Below are 19,906 nucleotides of genomic sequence, written 5' to 3' on the forward strand. Positions count from 1 at the left end.
GAAGCAGGGGCGGGATCGGCACGGACTCACTTCAGTTGCGCGGCGATCGCGTCGCAGCCCTTGTCGAAGGCGGCCTTCCAGTCGGCGCCGGCCTGGGTCTGGCTGGGACGCACGCAGCGCAGCTGGATCGCGTGGCCGTTCTTGAACCAGTAGTGCTCGGTGTAGCTGAAGCCGGTGGCGTTTTCCTGCGCGGTATAGACGTTGCTGTTCGGGCCGGGCGGCACCGCGGCGGCCTTGTAGCCGGGCAGCGCCATGGCTTTCGCGGTGGCTTCGCTGCGGTACTGGTTGAAGCCGTTGACGTCGGCCACCTGCTTCACCGTGACGGTGACGCGGGCGAGGCTGTTCTTGCCGGTGGGCGAGGGGTCGGGTACCTGGAACACGCGGGCTTCTGGGTCGCCCTGGGTTTCCATGATGTCGAGCCAGTTGTCCGGCGTGCTGAAGTGGACGCTGCCGTCGGCCATGCTGACGTCGGCGGCACGCGCGCCACCGGCCAGCAGGACGGTGGCGAAGGCGATCGCGAGGGTGGTGCTGCGCAGAAGGCTCATGCGGGTTCCTTCGGGATGGGGTCGGGGACGAAGCGGTGGCGGGGCAGGCCCAGCCATTCCAGCGCGGTGCCGTGGAACAGCCTCGCGCGGTCGGCCTCGTCCAGGCCCAGTGCCTCGATGCCGCTGCCGGGTGCCTGCTCCCCCAGCGGGAAAGGATAGTCGGTGCCGAGCATCACCTGGCGGGCGCCCGTCACATCCAGCAGATAGCGCAGCGCCTGGTCGTCGTGCACGCAGGAGTCGAAGTAGAAACGCTTGAGGTACTCGCGCGGGTTGCGCGGGTTGTCGGTGGCGACCAGGTCCGGGCGCATGCGGAAGCCGTGCTCGATGCGGCCGATGGTGTACGGGAAGCTGCCGCCGCCGTGGGCCAGCATCACGCGCAGCTTCGGCAGCCGCTCCAGCACGCCGCCGAAGACCAGGCAGCAGGCGGCGCGCGACTGTTCGGCGGGCATGCCGACCAGCCACGGCATCCAGTATTTCGGCATGCTGGCCATGCCCATCATGTCCCACGGGTGTACCAGCACCGCGGCGCCGAGATCGGCGGCGGCCTCGAAGAACGGGAACAGCTCCGGCGCATCCAGGTTCCAGTCGCCGCAGTGCGAGCCGATCTGCACGCCCTGCAGGCCCAGTTCGTCGATGCAGCGCTCCAGCTCGCGCACGGCCAGCTGCGGCGCCTGCAGCGGCACCGTGCCGATGCCGGCGTAGTGGCGCGGGTGGTCGCGGCAGATGCCGGCCATGTGCTCGTTCAGGTGGCGATGCAGCTCCAGCGCCTGGTGGCCGGGTGCCCAGTACGAGAACAGCACCGGCACGGTGGAGATCACCTGCACGTCGACGCCGAAGCGGGCGTAGTCGTCGATGCGCGTCTGCGGGTCGAACGCCGAATCCCACACTTCGCGGAAGAAGCGGCTGTCCTTGTAGATGCGGTGGCGCCCGTCGGTATGCGTCATCACCGGGAAGCGGTCGTCGCCGTACCTGGCTGCCAGGTTCGGCCAGTCGCGGGGCAGGATGTGCGCGTGGGTGTCGATCTTGAGCATCCGTGCAGTGTAAAACCTCCGCACGATGGCGTCGCGTTGCGCCCGCACATGCTGCGGCGCGGCTTACGCCACCGGTGGCTCCGCGGCGGCGAGCTCCGACAGGCCGCGCTTCGTCACGTGGGCCAGCGTGTCGACGTTGTCGACCAGCCGGTCGCTGATCCGCGCCAGCAGCTCGAACGCCGCGCGGTCGCCGACGCCCTGCATCGAGGTGACCAGCTCGCGCTGCATGGCGCGCAGCTTGGGCAGGGCGCCCGGCGGCTGCCGCTCGCGCAGCGCCGTGGCGATGGCCTGCACGGCGTCGGCGTTGCGCTCGACGAAACGGCCGATGGCGTCCGCCGCCGGCAGCGCGGCGAGATCGCCGAGGGTGGCTTCCAGGGTCATCGCGGTGCGCGCCAGGCGATTGCCGTTGGCGAACAGCGCGCGGGCCAGCGCCAGCAATTCCGGCGGCGTGGCCGGCTCGGTGCGCATGCGGTCGATCGAGGCCTGCGCATTGGTGCGGGCGGTGCGCGCCGCGGTGCGGGTGTCGTTGCGGTTGCCGCCCCGGTCGGGTTGCGCCAGGGCGCGCAGGTAACTGGCGTAGGCGTCCAGCATCACCGCCAGCGCGGCGCGCGCGCGACCGCGTTCCCAGGTCGGCCAGGCCACGTAGGCGAGCAGCGCCATGCCGCAGCCGAGCGCGGTGTTGAGCACGCGGTCGGACACCGCCAGGCCGGGGTTGACGCCCTCGAACGACAGCAGGATCACCACGGTGCCGGTCAGTGCCGCCACCGCAATGCCGTAGTGCGCGCCGGCCAGGTAGCGAAACGCCATGCACAGCAGCGCCATCAGCGCCAGGTGCGCCCACGGTTCGTCCGGCGTGACGTGCAGCAGCACCGTGGTGAGCACCAGCCCCAGCACCGTGCCGAGCACGCGCAGCAGGCCGAAGTTGAAGGTGGCGGCGAAGTCCGGGCGCAGCACGATCGCCGCGGTCATCGGCAGCCAGTAGCCGTGCGGCAGCTGCAGCAGGCGCGAGATCCACAGCGCCGCGCTGAGGCAGACCGCCATGCGCACGGCGTGGCGGAACGCCACCGAGCGCGGGGTGAGGTTGGCGCGCAGGGTGGCCCAGGTGGAGCTGCTGCGGAGCGAATTGGGCAGCCGGGTTTCCGCTGCGCTGGCGCGCAGCTCGCCGCGGCTGCCGGCCCAGTCGGCGTTGCGCACCGCGGCGGCCAACTGGCCGGCCAGCGCATGGATGTGCGCGGTCAGGCCGTCGGCGTTGCCGCCGCCGTCGAGCAGGGCGCGCTCGCTGGCGCGCAGGGTCTGCAGCGCGCGGTCGGCCCGCTCGGGCGGGTCGCCCTGCTGCAGTGCCTCGGCGATCGCCGCCAGCACGCGCGCGGCGTCGTCGCGGAACATCGCGTGGATGGCCGGGTTGGCGTGCAGCTCGGCCATCGCGGTGAGCTCCAGCCGGATCCGCTCGGCCAGCTCCAGCAGCACGCCAAAGGCTTCCATCGCGCGGCCATGCGCGCGATGACGACCCAGCAAGGTGCGCTGCAGGCTGGTCATCGCCTCGGTCAACGCCGGCACTTCGGCATCGTCATGCGCCTGCTCGCGGGCCAGTGCGGCCAGCCCGGCGTACACCCGCGCCAGCTCGATGCGCTCGGGCCAGTAGCGCTGCAGCGGCCACGCCGCCAGCGAGAACGCGGTGAGCAGCACGCCGCCGGCGAAGATCAGCGCAGCGCCGCCGAGCGCATGGCTCGGCGACGTCGGCGTCGAGGCGGTGATCACCAGCAGGATCATGCTGGTCATGCCGACCCGCGCGGTATCCGCGCCGAACACCACCAGCATGCCGCCGAAGAAGCCGCAGGCGGCGGTGGCGAGCAGGATCGGCAGCAGCTGGCCGCCGATCAGGAAGCCCACCAGTGCGGCGAGGCCGGCCGCCAGCGACGCCAGCAGCAGTTGCCGCATGCGCTGGCGGTATGGCCCGGGCTGGTCGGAGAACATCGTGTCCAGCGCGCCGGCCGCCACGCCCAGGCCGATCTGCGGATGGCCGGTGGCCATGCCCACGGCCAGCGGCAGGATCACCGCCGCGGTATTGCGCAGCACCACGCGCAGCGGCACGTCCGGCCGCTTGATATCGGTCAGGCTCTCGATCGCATGGGCGCGTAGCGAATAACCGCTGGGTCGCATGGGGCAGGAAATGGGTGGAGAGGAGTGAGGGTCGAGTATGACAAAAGCACTCGTTTCTCACTCCTCTTCACGCACTCCCGCTCTCAGGCCCTGCCGGCGAACTCGCCGGTGAGCGTGTTCACCCACACCTTCTCGTCGTTGCTGATGTACTCGGGCACCTGGATCTCGATGCCGGTGTCGAGCTTGGCCGGCTTGGTGCGCTTGGTGGCACTGGAGCCCTTCATTTCCGGCGCGGTGTCGACCACGGTCAGCACCACGCTGGTGGGCACCTGCAGGCCCACCGGCACGTCGTCGATCAGCTGCACGTAGTAGCCCTCGACGCCCTCGACGATGTAGCCGGCGTTGTCGCCAACCAGTTCCGGCGACAGCGGGTACTGGGTGTAATCCTCGGCATCCATGAACACGAATGCGCCGTCGTCCATGTAGGAGAAGTTGGCGGCGCGGCGCACCAGGTCCATCTCGCGCAGCTCGTCGTCGGCGCGCAGGCTGAGGTCGAACTTGCGTCCGCCGGGGATCGAATACAGGGTGAAGCGGAAGGTGACGTTGCCGCCACGCGCGCTCGGCGAGCTGCGCTCGATGTCGCGTACCTGGTAGACGGTGCCGTCGTGCTCGACCACGTTGCCTTTCTTGACGTCGGAAGCTTTCATGGGGTTTTGGCCGGGAATAGGGAGTCGGAAATAGGGAATCGTAAAAGCGGTTCGTCGTGCCGGAGGGCGTCGAGACGGGGCGCGATTTTGCCTTTGCGATTCCCGATTCTCTATGCCCTGTTCCCGGCTATTTGGCTGCCAGCCGCACCGCGCCATCCAGCCGGATCGTCTCGCCGTTGATGTAGCGATTGACGAGGATGAAGGCCACGGTCTGCGCGAATTCCTCCGGCTTGCCCAGCCGTGAGGGGAATGGGATCGAGGCGGACAGCGACTGCTGCACGGCTTCGGGCATGCCGTCCACCATCGGGGTCCAGAAGATGCCCGGCGCGATGGTCGCCACGCGAATGCCGAAGCGCGACAGCTCGCGCGCCATCGGCAGGGTCATGCCGACCACGCCGCCCTTGGAGGCGGAGTAGGCGGCCTGGCCAATCTGGCCTTCGTAGGCGGCCACGCTGGCGGTGTTGACGATCACGCCGCGCTCGCCGTCCTCGCCGGCTTCGTTGTGCTGCATCAGCGCCGCGCCGGCCTTGGCCACGTTGAAGCTGCCGACCAGGTTCACCATCACCGTGCCGGAGAACGTGGCCAGCGGCATCGCGCCTTCCTTGCCCAGCACGCGGCCGGCACCGAGGATGCCGGCGCAGTTCATCACCACGTTGAGGCCGCCCATCGCGTGGTGGGCGGCGGCCACATTGGTGGCCACGCCGTCCTCGGAGGTGACGTCGGTGCGGAAGAAGCGCGCCGCGCCGCCCAGTTCCTTCGCGGCGGCCTGGCCCTTGTCCTCGTTGACGTCGAACAGCGCGACCCTGCCGCCGTTCGCCACCAGATGCTGCGCCACCGCGTGGCCGAGACCGGAGGCGCCGCCGGTGATGATTGCCTTGACCTGATCGAGCCGCATGGGGAATCCTTGGTAGCCAACGTCGAAAGGCCGCCATGGTAGCCGACCGGCGCGGGTTGCTGCAGGCTGAACGCGAAATCTGCCATGGCAGGGGATTCACGCCGCGTTGGGGCGGCGGCGGTCACTTTGGACCCGAACCACCGGGCAGTCCGGGTTCGTCCGGGCAGGCCTTTTTCCATCGAGGATGGGGAGCAACGCATGAAGAAGCTACTGAGTCTGTCTGCCGTTCTGGGTGCCATGCTGATGCTGGCCAGCGGCTCCGCGCTGGCCCAGGGCAACGGCCATGGCCGGGGCCATGGGCACGATCGCGATCGCTACGAACAGCAGGATGATGGCGATCGCGGATACAACGACGACGGCGATCGCTACGTGCGCTACGAAGACGACGACCAAGGCAACGGCCATGGTCGCGGCCACGCCTATGGCCATTACAAGAACTGGCACGATCGCGGCCGCCACGAGGGCTGGTACAAGCGTGGCGGCTACCTGCCGGAGGAATACCGCAGCACCCGCTACGTGGTGACCGACTGGCGCCAGTACGACCTGCGCGAACCGCCACGCGGCTACCGCTGGGTGCGCAGCGACAGTGGCGACTACCTGCTGGTGGCGATCGCCACCGGCGTGATCGTCGACCTGCTGCTCAACCACTAGGCGCCAGCCAGCGCCTCACCGGGACCGACGGCGTGCCTGCGACCCGCAGGCACGCCGTTTTCGTTGCGGCCGGTTCAGCCCAGCAGGGCGTGCAGCGCCGGCGTATCGGCGAGTGCCTGGAACGGCGTCACGGGTTGCGGCGGAGCGGCGGCCGGCTGAAGTTCCTTCTGCCACACGCCCACGTCCCACCATTGCCCCAGCTTGTAGCCGCACTGGCGCCAGACGCCGGCGGGGGCGAAACCCATCGCCTCGTGCATCGCCACGCTGGCCGCGCCGGGCAGGGTGATCACGCCGACCGCCTGGGTAATGCCCTGCAGCCGCATCACCTCCAGCAGCGCGCCGTACAGCCGGCGCGCGATGCCGCGGCGCTGCGCATCGTGGCGCACGTAGATCGAGGTCTCGGCGATCCAGTCGTAGGCGGCGCGCTCGCGGAAGCGCCCGGCATAGGCGTACGCCAGCACTTCGCCGGCGTCCTCCCACACCAGCCACGGGTAGTGTTGCAGGCGTGCGCGGAGGCGTTCGCGCATGGTCTCCACGCCGGGCAGCTCGGTCTCGAAGGTGGCCACGCCGGCGCTGACCGAAGGGGCGTAGATCGCATGGATGGCGGCGGCGTCTTCGTCGCGGGCGGTGCGGATCATGAACAGGCTCTCAGCATTTCTCGTACTTCCAGTGGCGCCGCTTGCCTTCGGCCAGCCACTCCAGGGTGGTGGCGAGGCGCTTCTGGTGGGTCGCTTCGGTTTTCGCCTCGGCGATCCAGTCGATGTACTCGCGTTGCGCGCCGGGTCCGAAGCCTGCCCAGGTCGTGCGCGCGGCGGCGTGTTTCTTCTGCGCGAGCAGGGCGGCCAGATCGTCCGGCAGTGCCGGTGCGGGTTTCGCGGCGGCCTTCGGGCGTGCCTTCTTCACGCCGGCCTCGTTCAGCGCCATCGCCTTCTTCAGGTGGGCGGCGAGTTGCCGGTCCGAGGGTAGGTCCTTCAACGAGGCGAGCTTGCCGAACTGGCCCATGCCGTCCTCGTCGCTGCCGCCGGTGACTTCCTTCGACAGCCAGAAACCGAAGCCGCAGTGCTGCTTGAACGCGGCCATCATGCACATCGGCGCGCCCTTGTAGCTGAAGAACGGCATGCTCCACTTCAGGCTTTCCTCCACCTCGGGGCAAGCCTCGTGCACCAGCGCGCGCAGGTGTTCCAGGATCGGGCGGGCGAACCCGGCGGATTTCGCGATATAGGCGTCGATGCGGGGAGCGTGGTTCGCCATCACCTCACCTCACAGCTCGCGGATGAAGTAGCGGTCGCAGCCGTGGTGACCGGTGCCGCCCATCGCGCTGCACAGGGCGGTGAAACCGCTGCGCTTGTACAGCGCCTGCGCCGCATCCATGCCGGTCAGCGTTTCCAGGTAGCAGCGCCTGAAGCCATGCGCGCGCGCCGCGTCGAGGCAGCGCTGCATCATCGCCGTGCCCGCGCCGATGCCGCGCGCCGTGGGCAGGAAGTACATCTTGCGCAGCTCGCACACGTCCGGCTCGCCGCCTTGCAGCGGCGCCACCCCGCCGGCGCCCACCACCATGCCGTCGCGCTCGACCACGAAATAGCTGCAGCGCGGTTGCGCGTAGGCCGCATGCATGTGGTCGACTTCCGGGTCGTGGATGGCGAAGCCGGGGCCGTCGGCGCCGAACTCGGGCATCACCGCGCGGATGATTGCGGCGACCGCGGCGTCGTCGCGCGGCTCGATGGGGCGAATGGTGTAGTCGTGGGTCATGGCAACGGCGCGGCGTCTGCGGTGTAGTGTTGGGTATTCTCGCACCGGAGTCACCCATGTTGATCTACGACGCGATCAGCCCCGCCCCGCGCTGCCTGCGCATGTTCGTGCTGGAGAAGGGCCTGCGCCTGCCGGCCGTGACGGTGGATGTGATGCGTGGCGAGAACCGCGAGCCGGCCTGGCTGGCGGTGAACCCCGCCGGGCAGACGCCGGCGCTGCGCCTCGACGACGGCAGCGTGCTGGCCGAGGCGGTGGCGATCGCCGAATTTCTGGAGGAACTGCACCCCGCGCCGGTGCTGATCGGCGCGACGCCGGAAGAGCGCGCGCTGACCCGCCAATGGTGGCGGCGGGTGGAGCTCAACGTCACCGAGTTCATCCACAACGCCTTCCACTACGCCGAGGGCCTGCCGCGCTTCACCCCGCGCATCCCGGTGGCGCCCGAGGCGGCGGCGGGCCTGAAGCGCATCGCGCAGGATCGCCTGGCCTGGCTCGATGGCCTGTTCGGCGCCGGGCCGTGGCTGTGCGGCGAGCGCTTCACGGCGGCGGACATCTGGCTCTACGTGTGGCTGGATTTCGGCGCCGGCGTGAACCAGCCGTTCGACCGCACCTTGCCGAAGGTTGGCCCGTGGTTCGCGCGGGTGGCGGCGCGGCCCAGCGCGGCGGCCAGCCGCGAACTGCTGGCCTCCGCATGAGCGCCGAACGCCGCCTGCCGGTGCGCAGCTCCATGGTGTCGGTGGTGGCGTTGCGCGGCGCGGGCGCGGCCACGCAGATGCTGGTGGCGCGACGGGTCGGCGCCTACCTCGACGGCGCGTGGAGTTACCTCGCCGGTCATGTCGAGGCGGGCGAGACGGGCTGGCAGGCCGCGTTGCGCGAACTGCGCGAGGAAACCGCGCTGGAGCCGGAAAGCTTCTGGGCCACCAGCTTCTGCGAGCAGGTCTATCTCGCTGCAACCGACGCCATCGAGATCGTGCCCGCCTTCGTGGCGCGCGTGGCCGAGGGAGCGCAGGTGCGCCTCAATGGCGAGCACTCGGCGTTCCGCTGGGTCACGCTGGGCGAGGCCGCCGCGCTGCTGCCGTTCGGCAGCCAGCGCGAGCTGCTGGCGCACGTGCGCCGCGAGTTCGTGGAGCGCGAGCCCTCGCCGTTCCTGCGTCTCGCGCATCGCTAGCTGGCGCCGCGACGAGGCGCTGCCGCCGTGTCAGCGCGGCGAATCTTCCCGCCCGCTGGCCGGGCGCAGGTAGACGCCGCCGTCCTTCATCACGAACACCGGCTTTTCCAGGGCGTCGATCTGCGCGCTCGGGTCGCCGGCGAAGGCGGCAAGGTCGGCGCGCAGGCCGGGCGCGATGCGGCCGAACGCGGCCTGCTGGCGCAGGATCTTCGCCGCCACGTCGGTGGCCGCGTGCAGCGCCTGCGCCGACGTCATGCCGGCGGCCACCATCGCGGCCGGCTCGCGCCAGTTCTCGCCGTGCGTGAACACGCCCACGTCGCTGCCGTTGCCGATGGTCACGCCCAGCTTCAGCGCGGTGCGGAACGCGCGGGCGGCTTCCTGCATGCGCGGCGTGGGCGGGTCGCGGCCGGGCACGTAGTGGTGGAAGTACTGCTCGGTGGAAGCGACCGCGGTTAGCGTGGGCTCATAGGCGATGCCCTTCTGCCTGAGCAGCTTGAACGTCCCCGCACTGGCGCCGTAGCCGTGCTCGATGCTGTCCGCGCCGGCCTCGGCCGCCATGCACACGCCGGCGTCGCTGGCTGCGTGCACGGCGACCGGGCGGCCGAGCTGGTGCGCGGTGTCGACCAGCGCCTTCAGCTCCGCCGGCGTGAAGGTGGGCGCGGTGGCGCCATCGGGGCCGACGCGGTAGTCGCCGTAGAGCTTGATCCAGTCGGCGCCGCGCGCGGCCTGCTCGCGCACCGCGGCCATCGCCTGGTCGATGCCGCTGACTTCCTGCGCGCCGCCGGGCAGGTCGAGGTCCGGGCGGAAGCCGCGCGGGCCGGGGCCGTAGCTGGCGGTGGCGACGATCGCGCGGGTGGCCACGAACAGCCGCGGGCCGGGGATCAGGCCTTCGTCGATCGCCCGCTGCACCGACACGTCGGCGTAGCCGGCACCCTCGGTGCCGAGATCGCGCAGGGTGGTGAAGCCGGCGAGCAGGGTGGCCTTCGCGTGGGCGGCGGCCTCCAGCGTGCGGTAGTCCTGCGGCTCGGTGAGCACCTGGTCGTTCCACAGCGTCTCGTTGTACGGGTGCAGGAACAGGTGCGAGTGGAGGTCATCAAGCCAGGGGTGAGCGTGGCGCCGGGCAGTTCGATGCGTTGCGCGCCGGCCGGTGTCTGGATGCTCGCACGAGGGCCGACCGCGGCAATCGCGCCATCGTGCACCAGCACCGCCCAGCCCACGTGCGCGGCGTCGCCGTCGGCAGTCCACACGCGTTCGGGCAACAGCAGCCAGTCGCCCTTCGGCGTGGCCGCTAGCGTAGGCAGGGAGCACAGCAGGAGCAGCAGGACCGCTGCCGTTTGCCACCAGGTCGTCAGGCTTGCGCGCATCGCTTCGTCCGGTCAGCCGAAGGGCCGATGATAGCGAGCTTTCAGCCCGCGGCAGTGCGCGCGCGGGTGACCCGGCTGGCGGTGTCCTTGTGCAGCTGCGCGGCGAGCCAGGCACCGGTGGCGACCAGCAGGTCGAGGTCGATGCCGGTCTGCATGCCCATGCCGTGCAGCATGTAGACCACGTCCTCGCTGGCCACGTTGCCGGTGGCGCCCTTCGCGTAGGGGCAGCCGCCAGTGCCGGAGACCGCGCTGTCGATCACGCGCACGCCTTCCTCCAGGCAGGCCAGGATGTTCGCCAGCGCCTGGCCGTAGGTGTCGTGGAAGTGCACCGCCAGCGCGGCGATCGGTACCTCCTGCGCCACCGCGCGCAGCATCGCGCGCGCCCTGGTCGGGGTACCCACGCCGATGGTGTCGCCCAGCGAGATCTGGTGGCAGCCCAGCTCGTGCATGCGTCGCGCCACGCGCACCACGTCAACGACCGGCACCTCGCCCTGGTACGGGCAGCCGAGCACGGTGGAGACGTAGCCGCGTACTTTCACGTCGTCGGCCCGGGCCTGTTCCATCACCGGGATGAAGCGCTCGATCGACTCGTCGATCGAGGCGTTGATGTTCCGGCGGTTGAACGCTTCCGACGCGGCGGTGAACACGGCGATGTGGGTGGCCCCCACTTCACGCGCGCGCTGGTAACCCTGCAGGTTCGGCACCAGCACCGGGTAGCTCACCCCCGGCAGCTTGCGGATGCCGGCGTATACCTCGGCCGCGTCGGCCAGCTGCGGCACCCATGCCGGACTGACGAAGCTGGTGGCCTCGATGGTCTGCAGGCCCGTCGACGAGAGCCGGTCGATCAGCGCGATCTTCACCGCAGCCGGCAGCAGGGTCTTCTCGTTCTGCAGGCCGTCGCGGGCGCCGACTTCGACGATGCGGACGTGGTTGGAGGCGTTCATGGGGTGACTCCGAAGAAGGGTCGTCCTCCCGGCGGAAGCCGGAAGCGCTCAACGGCGGCGAAGCCGGTGATCCAGTGCCGGTGTCGCCGTGCGAACTCACTGGATTCCAGCTTTCGCTGGAACGACGGCAAGAGCAGTCAGGCGCCAGCGAAACGCACCAGCACGGCGTCGGCCTCGACGAACTCGCCTTGCGCGGCGCTCACGCTTTCGATGGTGCCGGCGCGGGGCGCCTTCAAGGCCAGTTCCATCTTCATCGCCTCCATCACCAGCAGCTCCTGGCCCTGTTCGACCGCGTCGCCGGCGCTCGCTTTCACCAGCACGATGCGGCCGGGCATCGGCGCGATCACCTGGTTGCTGCCGACGGCGTCGCTGGTGGCCCATGCGAACGCGGCGGCGCGGGCGAAGCGGTAGCGCTGGCCGTGGGCGTCGTGCAGCAGTACGTGGGCGGCATCGCTGCGCAACGGCACGCGGCGCGATTCGCCGTCGAAGCGGGCGCTGAGATGGTCGTCGAGCAGGCGCGCGCCGCGCACGCTGCAGCCGGTTTCGCCGTGGTGCAGCTGGTAATCGCCGGCGTGGCCACGCGCCTCGATCTCGAAGCGCTGCTCGCGCCAGCTCAGCGCCACGATGCGCTTGCCGGCATGGCCGATGCGCCAGGCATCGGCGCTGGCCCACGGCGAATGCGGGTCGGCTGCGGCGCTGGCCACGCGCGACTCGTCGCGCAGCAGCACCGCCGTCGCGGCAGCGAACAGCACGCCGTCGGTCGGCGCCACGTCGCCGACCAGGAACTCGTCGAGGTGGCGGTCGAGGTAGCCGGTGTCGATGCGTCCCTCGACCACCGCCGGATGCCGAGCCAGTCGTTCGAGGAAGCCGATGTTCGATTTCGGGCCGACGATCTCGCACGCCGCCAGCGCTTCGCGCAGCCGCTGCAGGGCCTGCGGACGGTCTTGGTCGAACACGATCAGCTTGGCGATCATCGGGTCGTAGAAGATCGTCACCGTGTCGCCCTCGATCACGCCGCCGTCGAGGCGCACGTGGGCCGACGCCGCGGGCAGGCATAGCGTCTGCAGCTTGCCGGAGCCGGGCAGGAAGTTCTGGTCTGGATCTTCCGCATACAGGCGCACCTCGATCGCATGCCCGTGCGCGCGTACCTGGTCCTGGGTCAGCGGCAGCGCTTCGCCCGCGGCCACGCGCAGCTGCCATTCGACCAGGTCCAGGCCCAGGGTCAGTTCGGTGACCGGGTGCTCGACCTGCAGGCGCGTGTTCATCTCCATGAAGAAGAATTCGCCGCTCTGCGCGACGATGAACTCCACCGTGCCGGCGCCGACGTAGTCGACCGCCTTTGCCGCGGCCACCGCGGCGGCGCCCATCGCCTGGCGGCGCGCGGCGTCGAGGAACGGCGAGGGGGTTTCCTCCAGCACCTTCTGGTAGCGGCGCTGGGCCGAGCATTCGCGCTCGTTGAGGTGGATGACGTGGCCCTGCGTGTCGCCGAACACCTGGAATTCGATGTGGCGTGGGTGCTCCACGTAGCGTTCCAGGATCACCCGGCTGTCGCCGAACGAGCTGGCTGCCTCGCGCTGTGCCGAGGCGAGCGCATCGGCGAATTCGGCCGCACCGCGCACGATGCGCATGCCCTTGCCGCCGCCGCCGGCCGCGGCCTTGATCATCAGCGGGAAGCCGGTCCTGGCTGCCTGTTCGGCAAGGGCGGCCGCATCCTGGTTGGCGCCGTGGTAGCCGGGCACCAGCGGTACCGCGTGCTTCTCCATCAGCGCCTTGGCGGCGGCCTTGGAGCCCATCGCGTCGATGCTTTCCGGCTTCGGGCCGATGAAGACGATGCCGGCCTCGCCGCAGGCGCGGGCGAAGCGGGTGTTCTCGGACAGGAAACCATAGCCGGGGTGGATCGCCTGCGCGCGGGTTTGCCTCGCCACGTCCAGGATGGCGTCGCCGCGCAGGTACGATTCGGCCGGCAGCGGGCCGCCGATCGGCCACGCCTCGTCGGCCAGCCGCACGTGCTGCGCGTCGCGGTCGGCTTCCGAGTACACCGCGATGGTGCGGATGCCGAGGCGGCGGCAGGTGCGGATCACGCGGCAGGCGATCTCGCCGCGGTTGGCGATCAGTACGCGTTCGAACATGCGGGGTTCCCGTAACCGTTGGTGTCGATGCAAAGCTACTGAAACTAACAGATTGCGCTGTCGCAGCCGATGCGCGGCGCAGCATGGCCGTGCTTATGTGGCCTGGCCGACCCACCCCGGTGCGCGCTTGTCGAGGAACGCCGCCAGGCCGTGCTGGCCTTCGGGCGAGACGCGCAGGCGGGCGATCAGTTCGGCATTGGCGGCGTCGATGCGCTCGGCCTGGGCCAGATCCGCGCCGCCGGTGCGCAGCGCCAACTGCTTCGCCTCGCGCTGGGCCAGCGGGCCGGCCTTGGCCAGCCAGTGCAGCTGGCGCTCGATCGCCTCGTCCAGCTCGCTGCCCGACACCACCGCGTGCAGCAGGCCGATGTGCTGCGCTTCGGCAGCGTCGAACACCTCGCCGCTGACGAACAGCCGGCGCGCCTGGCGCAGGCCGATCGCGGCGACCACGTACGGCGAGATCACCGCCGGCACCAGGCCCAGTTTCACTTCCGACAGCGCGAACTTGGCGGTGTCCACGCCGATCGCGATGTCGCAGCAGGCGACCAGGCCCATGCCGCCGCCGTAGGCCGCGCCGTTGACGCGCGCGATGGTGGGCTTGGACAGGAACTGCAGGCTGCGCATCAGTCGCGCCAGGCGCAACGAGTCCTCGCGGTTTTCCTGCTCGCTGGCGGCGGCCATGCCGCGCATCCAGTTCAGGTCGGCGCCGGCGGAAAACGTGCTGCCGCTGCCGGTGAGCACGACGCAGCGAACCGCTGGATCGGCATCGGCGGCCGCCAGCGCTTCGGTCAGTGCGGCGATCAGGCCGTCGTCGAAGGCGTTGTGGACCTGCGGGCGGTTCAGGGTGAGCCACGCGGTCGCGCCACGGCGTTCGCTGCGGATGGAATCGGTCATCGGTCGTCCCTGCGGCAAATAACGCGATGATAAACGCACCGGGGGTGCGGCAATCGGCGTGGTGCAGCGGGGCGGGTGTGGGGCTACAATGCGAACTATTCTTATTTGAGAATCAAACCTGTGCGCCTGTCCGATTTGCCCAAGGGTGCCCCCGCCGTGGTCGAGCGCGTGGACGACGCGCATGCGGCCGATCCGATCGCGCAGCGCCTGCGCGACCTGGGCTTCGTCGACGGCGAGCCGGTACGCGTGGTGGCGGTGGGGCCGATGGGCGGCGACCCGCTGCTGGTCCAGATCGGCTTCACCCGTTTCGCCCTGCGCCGCGCCGAGGCGGCCCGGGTCAGCGTGCGCAGCGAGGCGGCGGCATGAGCGCGTCCACTCTGCGCATCGCCCTGGTCGGCAACCCGAACTGCGGCAAGACCGCGCTGTTCAACCTGCTCACCGGCGGTCGCCAGAAGGTGGCGAACTATGCCGGCGTCACGGTGGAGCGCAAGGAGGGCCGTTTCACCGCGCCGTCCGGCCGCGTGCTGCAGATCCTCGACCTGCCGGGTGCCTACAGCTTCGACGCCAGCAGCCCGGACGAGCAGATCACCCACGACGTCTGCGCCGGCAACTACCCGGGCGAGGCGCCGCCGGACCTGATCGTGTGCGTGGCCGATGCCACCAACCTGCGCCTGCACCTGCGCTTCGTGCTGGAAGTGAAGCGGCTGGGCCGGCCGGTGGTGCTGGCGCTGAACATGATGGACACCGCACGCTCGCGCGGCATCGCGATCGACGTGCCGGAGCTGTCGCGCCGGCTGGACTTGCCGGTGGTGGAGACGGTAGCGGTGAAGCGTGGCGGCGCGCGGGCGCTGATCGAGCGGGTCGACGGCGAGGTGCCGCCGGCGGCGCCGGTGCAGCCGGACGACGGCGCCAGCCGCGCCGACCTGCACGCGCAGGTGCGCGAGCTGCTCACGGCGACCGTGCGCATGCCGCGCGCCACCGCCGAGCTGGACGACGCGCTGGACCGCTGGACCCTGCACCCGGTGTTCGGCCTCGCGATCCTGGCGGTGGTGATGTTCCTGGTGTTCCAGGCGGTGTATGCCGCCGGCAAGCCGATGAGCGACCTGATCGGTGGCGGCTTCGGCTGGATGGGCGAGCACGTCGCCGCGCTGATGCCGGCCGGGCCGCTGCGCAGCCTGGTGGTGGATGGCCTGTTCGGCGGTATCGGAACCGTGCTGGGCTTCCTGCCGGTGATCCTGGTGCTGTTCTTCTTCATCCTCACGCTGGAGGAATCCGGCTACCTGCCGCGTGCGGCGTTCCTGCTTGACCGGCTGATGCTGTCGGTGGGGCTGACCGGCCGCTCGTTCATCCCGCTCCTGTCCAGCTTCGCCTGCGCGATCCCCGGCATCATGGGTACGCGCAGCATCCAGGATCCGCGCGACCGCATCACCACTATCCTGATTGCGCCGCTGATGACCTGTTCGGCGCGGCTGCCGGTGTACGCGCTGCTGATCGGCGCGTTCATCCCGGTCCACTACGTGTTCGGCGTGTTCAACCTGCAGGGCGTGGTGCTGTTCGCGCTGTATCTGGCCGGCATCCTCGGCGCGATGCTGGTGGGCTGGGTGATGAAGCACATCCGCCGCGACAAGAGCGAGCACGCACTGCTGATGGAGCTGCCCTCGTACCGCCTGCCGAAGGCGCGCGACGTGGCGATCGGGCTGTACGAGCGCGGCATGATCTTCCTGAGGCGGCTGACCGGGGTGATCCTCGGCCTGACCGTGTTGATGTGGTTCCTCTCCACCTTCCCGGGCGCGCCGGAAGGCGCCACCCTGCCGGCGATCGACTACAGCTTCGCGGGCTACATCGGGCGCGGCCTGCAGTACATCTTTGCGCCGATCGGCTTCAACTGGCAGATCAGCCTGGCGCTGATCCCGGCGTTCGCCGCGCGCGAGACGGCGGTAGCCGCACTGGCCACCGTCTACCTGGTGGGCGGCGAGGCGGAGGGGTTGAGCCAGGCGCTGGCCGGTCAGATACCGCTGGCCAGCGCGCTGTCGCTGCTGGTGTGGTTCGCCTATGCGCCGCAATGCATGTCCACCTTGGCAATCATCAAACGCGAGACCGATTCCTGGCGCAACGTGGCGATCTCGTTCGGCTACATGTTCGTGATGGCCTACACCGCGTCGTTCATCGTCTATCAGGTGACGAGGGCACTGACGTGAGCACGAGCCTGCTGCTGCAGTACGTGGTGATTGCCCTGGCGGTACTGGCCAGCGTGTGGATCGTGCTGCGCAAGCTGGCCAGGAAAACGACCAACCGCTGGCTGGCGGCCGCGTCCATCCACTTCAACCAGCCCGGCCGCGGCGCCTTGGCGCGGGCCTTCGGCCGGCGCTTGCAGCCGATCGAGGCCACCGGTGACTGCAGCGACGGCTGCAGTACCTGCGGCGCCTGCGGCCCGAAGCCGCCGGCGGCGGCACGCTCGGGCGAGCCGATGCCGCTGGAGTTCCGCCCGCGGCGGTAGGGTTCCGCCTTGGCTCTCCTCCCTCCGCTCGCAGGGGGAGGGAGCAAGACGCGGGCACGAAAAAGCCGGCTTGCGCCGGCTTCTTCTTGTCACGCGGGTCGCGCCCCAGCTTACGCCAGTTCGCGGATCTTCGCGTTGAGGCGGCTCTTGTGGCGGGCGGCCTTGTTCTTGTGGATCAGGCCGCGGGCGGCGTAGCGATCCATCACCGGCTGGGCGACGGTGAACGCGGCGACGGCGCCGGCCTTGTCCTTGGCCTCGATGGCCTTGACGACCTTCTTCAGGGCGGTGCGGACCATGGAACGTGCGCTGATGTTGCGCAGGCGGCGCTGTTCGGACTGGCGCGCGCGCTTCTTCGCGGACTTGATGTTGGCCAAGGTAGAACTCCGGGATGCAGTGTTGGGTTGGGTGGAAAAAGACGCCAATTATGCGGTCGATTCGCCGGTGCGTCAATCACTTGGGCGGCAGCGCCCCCGGCCGGCGTGGCGCGCGGCAGCGCTGATGCCGGTATTTTGCCATATCCGGGTTGTGATCCTGCCCCGGCGGGCTGTCAAACTGTGCGCCCCGTGTGATCGACGCCGAAGGTAGAACAGCCGCTCATGAAGTCACCCAGCATGCTCCGCGGGCTGCTCTCGTTCAGCAGCATGACGATGGTTTCGCGGGTGCTCGGCCTGGTGCGCGACATGTCGATCAACGCCGCGTTCGGCGCCAACGGCGCCACCGACGCGTTCTGGGTGGCGTTCCGCATCCCCAACTTCATGCGCCGGCTGTTCGCCGAGGGCTCGTTCTCCACCGCCTTCGTGCCGGTTTTCACGGAAGTGAAGGAAAAGGGCAGCCACGCGCAGCTGAAGGAACTGATGGCGCGGGTGTCGGGCACGCTGGGCGGGGTGCTGTTGCTGATCACCGCGCTGGGCATCCTGTTCGCGCCGCAGGTGACGGTGCTGTTCTCGCCCGGCGCGATCGATGAACCGCAGAAGTTCGAGCTGACCGTCGAGCTGCTGCGGCTGACCTTCCCGTTCCTGTTGTTCGTGTCGCTGACCGCGCTGTCCGGCGGCGCGCTGAACAGCTTCCACCGCTTCGGCCTGCCGGCGCTGACCCCGGTGATCCTCAACCTGTGCATGATCGCCGGCGCGCTGTGGCTGTCGAAGCGGCTGCAGACGCCGATCATGGCGATGGGCTGGGCGATCCTGGCGGCCGGCATCCTGCAGTTGCTGTTCCAGTTGCCGGCGCTGCGACAACTCGACCTGCTGACCCTGCCGCGCTGGGGCTGGAGCCATCCCGAGGTGCGGAAAATCATGCGGCTGATGGTGCCGACCCTGTTCGGCTCGTCGGTGGCGCAGATCAACCTGCTGTTCGACACGGTGATCGCCTCGCTGCTGGTGGTCGGCTCGCAGAGCTGGCTGTCGCAGGCGGACCGCTTCCTGGAGCTGCCGCTGGGCGTGTTCGGCGTGGCGCTGGGCACGGTGATCCTGCCGTCGCTGTCGCGCCATCATGTCAGCACCGATACCGCGGGCTTCTCGCGCGCGCTGGACTGGGGCCTGCGCGTCACCCTGCTGATCGCGGTGCCGGCGATGTTCGCGCTGATGCTGCTGGCCGGGCCGCTAGTGGCCACGCTGTTCCAGCACGGCCACTGGAGCGCGCACGACACGCACATGGCGACCTTGTCGATCACCGCGCTGAGTTTCGGCCTGCCCGCGTTTGCGCTGGTCAAGGTGCTGCTGCCGGCGTTCTATGCGCGGCAGGACACGCGCACGCCGGTGCGCGCAGCGGTGGCCTCGTTGCTGGCGAACATGCTGTTGAACCTGGTGTTCCTGGCGCTGCTGTTCGAGCTGTGGGCACCGGTGGAACTGAAACGGCTGCCCTGGCTGGACGGCCTGGCCCGCTTGCCCGGCCTGCACATGGCGCTGGGCCTGGCCAGCGCAGTGGCGGCCTACGTGAACTTGGGGCTGCTGTGGCACTGGTTGAAGAGGGCCGGCGTGTACCAGCGCCAGCCGGGCTGGTCGCGGCACCTGCTGCGGCTGGCGGTGGCCTGCGCGGTGATGGTGGCGCTGTTGCTGCTGGGCCGCTGGCTGTGGCCGAACTGGACCCACGGCGTGCCGGTGCTGACCCGGTTGTGGCACCTGGCCGTGCTGGTGCTCGCCGGCGGAGCCGGCTATGTGGCCGTGCTGTTCGCCGGCGGCTTCAGCCTGCGCGACCTGCGGGCGGCGTGAACCCGCGTGCCCGACCGTTATACTCACGCGATGATGAGACTTTCCAGGGATGTCGCAGGCCCTTGCCTGGCGCCGCGCGGCAGCGTCATCGCGGTCGGCGCGTTCGACGGCCTGCACCGCGGCCACCAGGCCTTGCTGGCCCAGGTGCGCGAGCGCGCACAGGCGCTCGGCTGCAGCCCGGCGGTGGTGAGTTTCGAGCCGCTGCCGCGGGCGTTCTTCTCGCCCGAACCGGTGCCGCGGCTGTCCAGCGTGCGCGAGAAGCTGCGCGGCTTCGCCGCCGCCGGCATGGAGGAGACCCTGCTGCTGCGCTTCAACCGCGCGCTGACGGCGATGTTGGCCGAGGCATTCGTGCGGCGCGTGCTGGTCGAGCGGCTGGCTGCACGCGAGGTCTGGGTGGGCGGCGATTTTCGCTTCGGCCACGGGCGCGCCGGCGACGTGGCGCTGCTGGAGCGGATGGGTGCGCAGTTCGGCTTTCGCGCCTGCGCCATGCCGACGATCCAGCTCGACGGCACCCGCGTCTCGGCCAGCCGGGTACGCGCCTTGCTCGGCGCCGGCGAGTTCGCCGGCGCCGAGCCGTTGCTGGGCCGGCCGTTCGTGATCGACGGCAAGGTGGAGTACGGCAACCAGCTCGGCCGCACGCTCGGCTATCCCACCGCAAACATCCATCTGCAGCAGCGGGTCAGCCCGATCCAGGGCATCTTCGCGGTGCGCGTGGGGTTGGGCGAGGGCGAGTGCAGCTGGCCCGGCGTGGCCAGCCTCGGCGTGCGTCCCACCGTGAACGAGGTCAGCCAGCCGCTGCTGGAAGTGCACCTGTTCGACTTCGAGGGCGATCTGTACGGCCAGCGCATGGCGGTACAGTTCGTCGCCAAGTTGCGTGACGAGCAGAAGTTCGACGGATTGGAACCGCTCAAGGCGCAGATGGCGCTGGATGCGCGCCGGGCGCGCGAGCTGCTGGGCATGAACCCGCGGCTGGCCGAGGCGTGAGGACGCGGGCATTCCGGCACGGGTCGAAATCGACTAACTTCCCCTTC

The 19,906-nt window shown here is 70.0% G+C and carries 20 protein-coding genes and 1 pseudogene; 8 read left to right on the top strand and 13 right to left on the bottom strand.

All coding sequences use genetic code 11. The features are described from left to right. Nucleotides 1–26: 26 nt before the first annotated feature. From RHOOR87_RS0108805 to RHOOR87_RS0108825, 5 genes are all read right to left on the bottom strand, one after another. Complete coding sequence (locus tag RHOOR87_RS0108805) at nucleotides 27–545, bottom strand: hypothetical protein (protein WP_007510587.1); 519 nt, start codon at nucleotides 543–545, stop codon at nucleotides 27–29. After that, complete coding sequence (locus tag RHOOR87_RS0108810; protein WP_007510589.1) at nucleotides 542–1,576, bottom strand: amidohydrolase family protein; 1,035 nt, start codon at nucleotides 1,574–1,576, stop codon at nucleotides 542–544. Before RHOOR87_RS0108810 ends, RHOOR87_RS0108805 begins: the two co-directional genes overlap by 4 nt. 63 nt (nucleotides 1,577–1,639) lie before the next feature. Continuing rightward, nucleotides 1,640–3,736 carry an FUSC family protein gene (locus tag RHOOR87_RS0108815; protein WP_027484814.1) on the bottom strand — a complete coding sequence of 699 codons (2,097 nt, stop codon included), beginning with the start codon at nucleotides 3,734–3,736 and terminating at the stop codon, nucleotides 1,640–1,642. A gap of 83 nt (nucleotides 3,737–3,819) precedes the next feature. Then, nucleotides 3,820–4,383, bottom strand: coding sequence for an elongation factor P-like protein YeiP (gene yeiP / locus RHOOR87_RS0108820; protein WP_007510594.1), 564 nt, complete (start codon nucleotides 4,381–4,383; stop codon nucleotides 3,820–3,822). Between the two features lie 127 nt (nucleotides 4,384–4,510). Further along, entirely contained in the window at nucleotides 4,511–5,278 is a 768-nt protein-coding gene (locus tag RHOOR87_RS0108825) for an SDR family NAD(P)-dependent oxidoreductase (RefSeq protein ID WP_007510597.1), read from the bottom strand. 198 nt (nucleotides 5,279–5,476) lie between these two features. Here RHOOR87_RS0108825 and RHOOR87_RS0108830 point away from each other — a divergent pair, with 198 nt between their 5' ends. Beyond that, the gene (locus RHOOR87_RS0108830) at nucleotides 5,477–5,929 is read left to right on the top strand and encodes an RcnB family protein (protein WP_007510599.1); all 453 of its coding nucleotides are present in this window, start codon (nucleotides 5,477–5,479) and stop codon (nucleotides 5,927–5,929) included. Nucleotides 5,930–6,003: 74 nt separating this feature from the next. Here the strand turns inward: RHOOR87_RS0108830 and RHOOR87_RS0108835 are convergent, their stop codons facing one another. Genes RHOOR87_RS0108835 through RHOOR87_RS0108845 form a run of 3 tightly spaced genes read right to left on the bottom strand, consistent with a single transcriptional unit; the run spans nucleotide 6,004 to nucleotide 7,723 of the window. Further along, complete coding sequence (locus RHOOR87_RS0108835) at nucleotides 6,004–6,567, bottom strand: GNAT family N-acetyltransferase (RefSeq protein ID WP_027484815.1); 564 nt, start codon at nucleotides 6,565–6,567, stop codon at nucleotides 6,004–6,006. Nucleotides 6,568–6,577: 10 nt separating this feature from the next. Next, nucleotides 6,578–7,180 carry a YdeI/OmpD-associated family protein gene (locus tag RHOOR87_RS0108840; RefSeq protein ID WP_027484816.1) on the bottom strand — a complete coding sequence of 201 codons (603 nt, stop codon included), beginning with the start codon at nucleotides 7,178–7,180 and terminating at the stop codon, nucleotides 6,578–6,580. A 9-nt stretch (nucleotides 7,181–7,189) separates the two neighbouring features. Next, on the bottom strand, nucleotides 7,190–7,723 hold the full coding sequence (locus tag RHOOR87_RS0108845) for a GNAT family N-acetyltransferase (RefSeq protein WP_255325543.1): 534 nt from the start codon (nucleotides 7,721–7,723) through the stop codon (nucleotides 7,190–7,192). A gap of 11 nt (nucleotides 7,724–7,734) precedes the next feature. On the opposite strand from RHOOR87_RS0108845, the gene RHOOR87_RS0108850 reads away from it, so the two are divergent. Next, nucleotides 7,735–8,370 (top strand): glutathione S-transferase family protein, encoded by a 636-nt coding sequence (locus tag RHOOR87_RS0108850; protein WP_015447238.1) that lies wholly within the window; start codon nucleotides 7,735–7,737, stop codon nucleotides 8,368–8,370. Further along, nucleotides 8,367–8,843 carry an NUDIX domain-containing protein gene (locus tag RHOOR87_RS0108855; RefSeq protein WP_015447239.1) on the top strand — a complete coding sequence of 159 codons (477 nt, stop codon included), beginning with the start codon at nucleotides 8,367–8,369 and terminating at the stop codon, nucleotides 8,841–8,843. The genes RHOOR87_RS0108850 and RHOOR87_RS0108855 overlap by 4 nt, the downstream gene beginning before the upstream one ends. A 30-nt stretch (nucleotides 8,844–8,873) precedes the next feature. Here RHOOR87_RS0108855 and RHOOR87_RS19125 read toward each other — a convergent pair. The 4 genes and pseudogenes from RHOOR87_RS19125 to RHOOR87_RS0108875 all read right to left on the bottom strand — a co-directional run bounded on the left by RHOOR87_RS19125 (nucleotide 8,874) and on the right by RHOOR87_RS0108875 (nucleotide 14,171). Next, nucleotides 8,874–10,207: pseudogene (locus tag RHOOR87_RS19125) on the bottom strand (amidohydrolase family protein). Between the two features lie 41 nt (nucleotides 10,208–10,248). Beyond that, nucleotides 10,249–11,151: a hydroxymethylglutaryl-CoA lyase gene (locus RHOOR87_RS0108865; protein WP_007510614.1), complete on the bottom strand. Its 903-nt coding sequence runs from the start codon at nucleotides 11,149–11,151 to the stop codon at nucleotides 10,249–10,251. Nucleotides 11,152–11,288: 137 nt separating this feature from the next. Beyond that, nucleotides 11,289–13,280 carry a biotin carboxylase N-terminal domain-containing protein gene (locus RHOOR87_RS0108870; RefSeq protein ID WP_027484818.1) on the bottom strand — a complete coding sequence of 664 codons (1,992 nt, stop codon included), beginning with the start codon at nucleotides 13,278–13,280 and terminating at the stop codon, nucleotides 11,289–11,291. A 93-nt stretch (nucleotides 13,281–13,373) separates the two neighbouring features. Then, the gene (locus tag RHOOR87_RS0108875; protein WP_027484819.1) at nucleotides 13,374–14,171 is read right to left on the bottom strand and encodes an enoyl-CoA hydratase-related protein; all 798 of its coding nucleotides are present in this window, start codon (nucleotides 14,169–14,171) and stop codon (nucleotides 13,374–13,376) included. A 120-nt stretch (nucleotides 14,172–14,291) separates the two neighbouring features. Here RHOOR87_RS0108875 and RHOOR87_RS0108880 point away from each other — a divergent pair, with 120 nt between their 5' ends. Genes RHOOR87_RS0108880 through RHOOR87_RS0108890 form a run of 3 tightly spaced genes read left to right on the top strand, consistent with a single transcriptional unit; the run spans nucleotide 14,292 to nucleotide 16,668 of the window. Next, nucleotides 14,292–14,537 carry a FeoA family protein gene (locus RHOOR87_RS0108880; RefSeq protein WP_007510622.1) on the top strand — a complete coding sequence of 82 codons (246 nt, stop codon included), beginning with the start codon at nucleotides 14,292–14,294 and terminating at the stop codon, nucleotides 14,535–14,537. Beyond that, nucleotides 14,534–16,369 carry a ferrous iron transporter B gene (locus tag RHOOR87_RS0108885; RefSeq protein WP_015447244.1) on the top strand — a complete coding sequence of 612 codons (1,836 nt, stop codon included), beginning with the start codon at nucleotides 14,534–14,536 and terminating at the stop codon, nucleotides 16,367–16,369. Before RHOOR87_RS0108880 ends, RHOOR87_RS0108885 begins: the two co-directional genes overlap by 4 nt. Then, nucleotides 16,366–16,668: a DUF6587 family protein gene (locus RHOOR87_RS0108890; protein WP_015447245.1), complete on the top strand. Its 303-nt coding sequence runs from the start codon at nucleotides 16,366–16,368 to the stop codon at nucleotides 16,666–16,668. Before RHOOR87_RS0108885 ends, RHOOR87_RS0108890 begins: the two co-directional genes overlap by 4 nt. 110 nt (nucleotides 16,669–16,778) lie before the next feature. Here RHOOR87_RS0108890 and rpsT read toward each other — a convergent pair whose 3' ends face one another. Next, the gene (gene rpsT, locus RHOOR87_RS0108895) at nucleotides 16,779–17,042 is read right to left on the bottom strand and encodes a 30S ribosomal protein S20 (protein ID WP_007510628.1); all 264 of its coding nucleotides are present in this window, start codon (nucleotides 17,040–17,042) and stop codon (nucleotides 16,779–16,781) included. Nucleotides 17,043–17,264: 222 nt separating this feature from the next. Between rpsT and murJ the strand changes: the two genes are divergently transcribed. Both murJ and RHOOR87_RS0108905 read left to right on the top strand, forming a co-directional pair. Then, a complete protein-coding gene (gene murJ / locus RHOOR87_RS0108900) occupies nucleotides 17,265–18,875 on the top strand; it encodes a murein biosynthesis integral membrane protein MurJ (protein ID WP_007510630.1) in 1,611 nt (536 codons plus the stop codon). A gap of 30 nt (nucleotides 18,876–18,905) precedes the next feature. Then, nucleotides 18,906–19,859, top strand: a complete 954-nt coding sequence (locus RHOOR87_RS0108905) for a bifunctional riboflavin kinase/FAD synthetase (protein WP_015447246.1) — start codon at nucleotides 18,906–18,908, stop codon at nucleotides 19,857–19,859. Nucleotides 19,860–19,906 lie beyond the last annotated feature (47 nt).

It is taken from the genome of Rhodanobacter sp. OR87 (assembly GCF_000473345.1).
Lineage (GTDB): Bacteria > Pseudomonadota > Gammaproteobacteria > Xanthomonadales > Rhodanobacteraceae > Rhodanobacter > Rhodanobacter denitrificans.